A 6,174-nucleotide genomic window follows, 5' to 3' on the forward strand; every position below is an offset into this window, starting at 1 on the left:
TTAAAGTAGAGGATTACCTGTAGGCGACTTCAGAAAATGTATTCGTGATCCTGTACCAGATCCAATCCAAAGCTTGATCTATACTTTGAATGTGGCCTGATATTTTAGCTGTAGAGGCAGTAAAATAGGAACCATCAATGACCGTTACGTCCCCTTCCACCTCTCCATAGATCTCAGCTTTCCCATTTTCTATCGTCAAATTACCAGCAATTTTAATATTTTCAGGTACAATCACTGTATTCCCTTGGATAATAAGCTGATCAAGATTGTTTCCTTTAACAACTAATTGATCATCTCGATCCCACAATGAAAATATACCAACAAAAGTAACAATGACAAACATTGCGATTGCAGTTAAGGCAGGATGACGTTGGAACCATTTCAGCCACTCTTGCTTAGGACGTTCTTGATTCGGGATTTTATTTAAAATTTTACCCACAAGATCATCAGAAGCGACAAAAGAGTGCTGATGAATTGATGCAAATAACATCATTTCAGTCCGTTCCAATTCCTTAAACTTCAATTGACACGATGGACATTCCTGCAAATGTTGTTTAAGCAGCTTTGCCTGTTCGAGAGGCAATTCATCATCCAAATAATCATGCATGAACAAGGATGCTTGCTTGCAGTCCATATCAGCCATTCCCTTCATCAAATACTTACATGGGACGTTTAAAGGTCCGGCACGTCTTACACATAATGCTTAATTATATACTTTAAATACGCAATAAAAAATAATTCGTTTCACAAAAAATTATGACATACCTGTGTCCACAGTTATATCATCTTATGCTCTAGCTTTTTCCTTAAAAATTCACGGCCACGATGTACTCTTGTTTTTACTGTTGTGACAGGCATATCTAACACTTCGCCGATCTCCTGTAGCGATAACTCCTGCAAATAACGTAAAACAATCACAGATTTATATTTAGCAGGTAAACCTTCAATGGCCTGATGGATAATTTGTTGTGTCTCAGACAAAAGATACTCAGTTTCTGGCGTACGTTCATCTCCAGGAATTAAAGTATATCCGTCTAAGCCATCCTGATCATTCATCTCTGCATCTAAATAATAACTGGGCTTACGCTTACGCAAGCGATCAATACACAAATTAGTCGCTATACGATAAATCCATGTTGAAAATTTCTGTTTTTCATCATAGCGATGCCAATTTTTATATACACGTAAAAACGTCTCCTGAACGATATCCTCAGCCTCATGTCGATTCGATAACATTCTGTACGCTAAATGGAATAATCGATCCTTGTATAAATCAACTAGCTCAGCAAAAGCAACCTGGTCACCTTTACGTGCTAGCTTAACTAACCTCGTATCAAAATACTCTACCATTGAATTTTTCCCCCATATCGATGGACGGGCCTCATTCGTCACCCTGCTTCTTATCTCACTTGCCAGGGCTCAAATTATACCTAGCGCCAAGACTCAGCAATTCAAATGTTAAATCATGTCCATTTAATTTGCAATAGACTTAAGTCTAGGAAAAACGGTGGATGTTCATAAAAAACGGACCCATTTTCAGGGTCCGCCATGAACTGATTTTTACCCATCAGTTAATTATTTGCTTTTTAGACTTAACTGACTTATCAGTTTAACAGATTTATCAGCTAAGCTTATTAAAAATATCAACCTGTGTTCCGAAGTCCTGCAGCAATTCCGTTAATCGTAAGCAATACTTCTCTTAGTAGTACAGGATCGTCCTGATTTGCCTCACGAATTGCACGTAATTCTGCAATAAGTTGAACTTGAAGATAGCTTAGTGGATCTACATAAGGATTACGCTGACGAATGGATTCTTGAAGTGCAGGTGCATTATCCAAAATTTCAGTAATGCCTGTAATTTTCAAGATCATATCTCTTGTTAAATAAAACTCTTCTTCAATTTGCTTGAAGATACGATTTCTTACTTCGCTATCCTCACACATTTTAGAATATTCCTCAGCAATGATTAAGTCCGCCTTCACCACCGCGAATTGAAGTGTATCTATTAATGATTTGAAGAATGAGAAGTTAGCGTACATATCTTGAAGTACTTTAAGGTTCTCTTCTTTATTTTGGTAAAATTGATATAACCCTGTTCCAGCAGCATACCATGCAGGGAAAAGGTATCTACTTTGCGTCCATGCAAACACCCAAGGGATAGCACGAAGATCTTCAAAGCGATCACTATTTTTACGTTTAGAAGGACGAGAACCAATATTAAGCTCCCCTACCTCGCTAAGCGGTGTAGATTCCTTAAAGAATTTAAGGAAACCTGGATCACGGAATACCAAATCTTGATATTTGGTCAAAGACGTCTCAGAGATTTGTGCAATGATTTCTTCCCATTGCTGCTCCTTCTCATCATACTCCGTATTCAGCTTCGCTTGGATCGCTGCTGTGATTAACGCTGAGGTTGCTTGCTCTAAACTTCGATATGCAATTCCCTTCAAGGAATATCTTGACGAGATAACCTCACCTTGCTCCGTAATTTTAACACCGCCGCCAATCGTTTGAGGTGGCTGTACAAGAATACTACGGTTCAGTGGCATACCACCACGGCCTAGCGCACCACCACGACCATGGAAAAACTTAAGCTTAATTCCAAATTGCTTCGCTGTTGCGGTCAGCTGTTTTAGTGCTACACGTAGCTCCCAGTTTGCAGTAACCACACCGCCATCTTTATTACTATCTGAATAACCTAACATAATTTCTTGCAAATCATTCATCGCTGATACAGATTCACGATAAATTGGCATTGTAAATAGACGATTCATAATTGCTGGTGCAGCATGAAGGTCATCGATTGTTTCAAACAATGGCACAGATTGCAAGGTAGAAGTGACTGTACCATCGAGTTCTTTACGGAATAAACCAACTTCTTTTGAGAACACCATAACTTCTAAAATATCACTTGCAGCCTCAGCCATACTTATCAAATAACTAGTAATACATTGCTGACCAAATTCCTCTTGTGCTTTAAATACTGTACGATAGACCTCAAGGCACTCTCTGGTGCTATCACTGTACTCTTGATATGGTGAAGTTAATGGTCGTGGATCGTTCAACAACTTCTCCAATAGGACAATCTTATCCTCTTCCTCAAGTGCAGCATAATCCGCAACAATATTCATAGAAGCCAATATTTCTGTCATCGCATTTTCATGCTCTTTACTGTGTTGTCTAATATCTAGCGTCGCAGTATGGAAGCCAAATAGCTCAACTTGACGGATCATTTTTTTAATGTGAGTATCCGCTACATAGTCTGCATAATGATGACGTAAGCTACGGTCAATAATTTTCAAATCATGAATTAAACCTTCAGGATTGTCATAACGCTCAGATGTACCACGCTTACTTTCGTCTAATACATTATGAAGTTTCTCAGTCATGTATGTCAGCTTAATCCGGTAAGGCTCATTGTCGTTATTCCATGCTTGAGTTTTATTTAATTTAATCTGGAAGCGATCCTTTTGAATAGACGCAAGTAGTTCATCCGTAACATCAATAATACTTGTATTAAAGCTTAAATATTTAAACAACTCACTTAATATCTTCTGATACTCACGTATAGCAAGCTTACGTTGAATTTTAAGCGCATTCCAGGTTACATCTGAGGTAACAGAAGGGTTTCCATCGCGGTCTCCACCAATCCAAGATCCAAAGCGTAAGTAAGTAGGCACATGCCATAAATGTTCAGGGTAATATTTTTTCAAGCAACGTTCAAGCTCTTGGTACACTTCTGGCAATACATCAAAAAAGGTTTCATGGAAATAGTACATTCCATTCTTTACTTCATCGATAACCGTTGGCTTGCGATCTCTAAGCTCATCGGTTTGCCATAAAGTAATAACTTCATTTAGTAATTTACCACGTAACTGCTCACGTTCGCGGAAAGTTAAAGTTGGATCATCTAACTGCATCACATCATCAGCAATACGTTTGTGAATGTCTAAAATTGCACGACGCATTGCTTCTGTAGGGTGAGCCGTCATCACAAGCTCCAATGACATCGCAGACAACATTTCTTCTGCTTCAGCAAAGTTGAAGCCTTTTTCCTTTAAGTCCTTAACAGCGGCTTCAATCGTTCCAAGCTGAATACTTTCCCCAGCGGATCTCTCATAATCACGTTTACGACGAATGCGGTGATTTTGCTCAGCAATGTTAACGAGTTGGAAGTAAATCGCAAATGCACGAATAACTTGGTGTCTTATTTCTGGTTCAAGCGAAGCAATCATGGATTTGAAATCCTCAAATAGCTCTGGCAAAAACACAGCCCGCAACGACTTGCTAGTCTCACGAATCTTCTCGACAATATCTAAGAGTTCATTTCCGCCTTGGTGCACAAGGACCTCTCCCAATATATTGCCCAAAAAACGAATGTCGCGTCGAAGCAGATTGTTTGAATGGTTTTTTCCTGCTGATACTGTTAATTCGGTCATACTTTTCCCCCATTTCATCAAATCACACATTCTTGTAACATGAAATAATAACTCTTATTAGGTATACCTTACCCCTAATGCCTACATAATAAATACTGAATTATAGACAAACAAACATCTACATCAAAAAATCTTCATACATACATCATAATAGAAACATTCTATATGACTGCATACATAGATCACCATTGCTATCAAACTAACCAAACGATAATCATGCATAAAGATTGCATAACAATTTATAAATATAAGTGACTTATAATATAAAACCACTAAAGTTCTATATTTTAAAAAAGAGTTATTATTTTATATACTCTAACACGTATAAATATAAATAGTTGAAAATTGAATTTATGTGCCATATAAAAACAATCTATCACTTTATAATACCGCTTTTTAAGATTACTTATCAGCAGCAATTAAAAAAATTATATAGTTATACATAACTTTACTTAAAACTACAGGCTAAAATCAAGGTATTAAATAATTCCAATGTAGTTTAAAAATTATGATCATAAAAACTATATAATTATAGATTAATTCATCATACTGCTACTGTAAAGCAATAAAATCAATAGGTACAAAAATAAATTATAACAAAAGACATCATCTAAACTGATGATGTCACTGTTACTTTTAAGCGGGTGATGGGAATCGAACCCACGCTATCAGCTTGGAAGGCTGAAGTTCTACCATTGAACTACACCCGCATTTTATGATGGTCGGGATGACACGATTTGAACATGCGACCCCCTGGTCCCAAACCAGGTGCTCTACCAAGCTGAGCTACATCCCGAAAATAAAATGCTAATATTTATATTTGTTTAAATGGCGCGCCCTGAGAGATTCGAACTCCCGACCTTTTGATTCGTAGTCAAACGCTCTATCCAGCTGAGCTAAGGGCGCATTTTAAATTATGGAGCGGACGACGGGAATCGAACCCGCGACCCTCGCCTTGGCAAGGCGATGCTCTACCGCTGAGCCACGTCCGCAAATTTATGGTGCGCGTGAAGGGACTTGAACCCCCACGTCGTTAAACGCCAGATCCTAAGTCTGGTGCGTCTGCCATTCCGCCACACGCGCACATTCATAAAAGTGAGCCATGAAGGACTCGAACCTTCGACACCCTGATTAAAAGTCAGGTGCTCTACCAACTGAGCTAATGGCTCTCAAAAAATAATGGCTGGGGATATAGGATTCGAACCTATGGGTGACGGAGTCAAAGTCCGTTGCCTTACCGCTTGGCTAATCCCCATTAATAAAATATGGTGGAGGCTGAGGGGCTCGAACCCCCGACCCTCTGCTTGTAAGGCAGATGCTCTCCCAGCTGAGCTAAGCCTCCATTATGTATGACCCGTAGGGGAATCGAACCCCTGTTACCTCCGTGAAAGGGAGGTGTCTTAACCGCTTGACCAACGGGCCTTAATAAGTATACATGCCTTCATGGAGCTCTCAACCGGGATCGAACCGGTGACCTCATCCTTACCATGGATGCACTCTACCTACTGAGCTATGAGAGCATAATGGCTCCCCGAACAGGACTCGAACCTGTGACAACTCGATTAACAGTCGAGTGCTCTACCAACTGAGCTATCAGGGAATAGATTCCATGAGATTGGTTTAGAACCTCATGGCTTGTCTGCTTGGCGGCGTCCTACTCTCCCAGGACCCTTCGGTCCAAGTACCATCGGCGCTGGAGGGCTTAACGGTCGTGTTCGGGATGGGTACGTGTGGA

3 protein-coding genes, 11 tRNA genes and 1 rRNA gene are annotated in these 6,174 nt (G+C 39.6%); all 15 read right to left on the reverse strand.

From position 1 onward, the window contains the following. Nucleotides 1-13: 13 nt before the first annotated feature. Entirely contained in the window at nt 14-634 is a 621-nt protein-coding gene (locus tag J2Z32_RS15385) for a zf-HC2 domain-containing protein (RefSeq protein WP_210090082.1), read from the reverse strand. A gap of 143 nt (nt 635-777) precedes the next feature. Next, a complete protein-coding gene (gene sigW, locus J2Z32_RS15390) occupies nt 778-1,350 on the reverse strand; it encodes an RNA polymerase sigma factor SigW (protein WP_210090069.1) in 573 nt (190 codons plus the stop codon). A gap of 293 nt (nt 1,351-1,643) precedes the next feature. Beyond that, nucleotides 1,644-4,439, reverse strand: a complete 2,796-nt coding sequence (gene ppc, locus J2Z32_RS15395; protein ID WP_210090070.1) for a phosphoenolpyruvate carboxylase — start codon at nt 4,437-4,439, stop codon at nt 1,644-1,646. A gap of 639 nt (nt 4,440-5,078) precedes the next feature. Continuing rightward, a tRNA-Gly gene (locus tag J2Z32_RS15400) sits at nt 5,079-5,149 on the reverse strand. Nucleotides 5,150-5,158: 9 nt separating this feature from the next. Further along, nucleotides 5,159-5,235: transfer RNA gene (locus J2Z32_RS15405), tRNA-Pro, on the reverse strand. Between the two features lie 33 nt (nt 5,236-5,268). After that, nucleotides 5,269-5,345, reverse strand: a tRNA-Arg gene (locus J2Z32_RS15410). Between the two features lie 11 nt (nt 5,346-5,356). Continuing rightward, nucleotides 5,357-5,431: transfer RNA gene (locus tag J2Z32_RS15415), tRNA-Gly, on the reverse strand. 7 nt (nt 5,432-5,438) lie between these two features. Further along, a tRNA-Leu gene (locus J2Z32_RS15420) sits at nt 5,439-5,522 on the reverse strand. Nucleotides 5,523-5,535: 13 nt separating this feature from the next. After that, a tRNA-Lys gene (locus J2Z32_RS15425) sits at nt 5,536-5,608 on the reverse strand. Nucleotides 5,609-5,619: 11 nt separating this feature from the next. Then, a tRNA-Gln gene (locus J2Z32_RS15430) sits at nt 5,620-5,694 on the reverse strand. Between the two features lie 11 nt (nt 5,695-5,705). Further along, a tRNA-Val gene (locus tag J2Z32_RS15435) sits at nt 5,706-5,781 on the reverse strand. A gap of 8 nt (nt 5,782-5,789) precedes the next feature. Next, nucleotides 5,790-5,861, reverse strand: a tRNA-Glu gene (locus J2Z32_RS15440). Nucleotides 5,862-5,883: 22 nt separating this feature from the next. Beyond that, nucleotides 5,884-5,959 (reverse strand) — tRNA-Thr (locus J2Z32_RS15445). 4 nt (nt 5,960-5,963) lie between these two features. Then, nucleotides 5,964-6,039: transfer RNA gene (locus J2Z32_RS15450), tRNA-Asn, on the reverse strand. Between the two features lie 41 nt (nt 6,040-6,080). Beyond that, nucleotides 6,081-6,174, reverse strand: a 5S ribosomal RNA gene (rrf, locus tag J2Z32_RS15455); the annotation flags it as partial.

This window comes from Paenibacillus turicensis (assembly GCF_017873435.1).
GTDB lineage: Bacteria > Bacillota > Bacilli > Paenibacillales > Paenibacillaceae > Fontibacillus > Fontibacillus turicensis.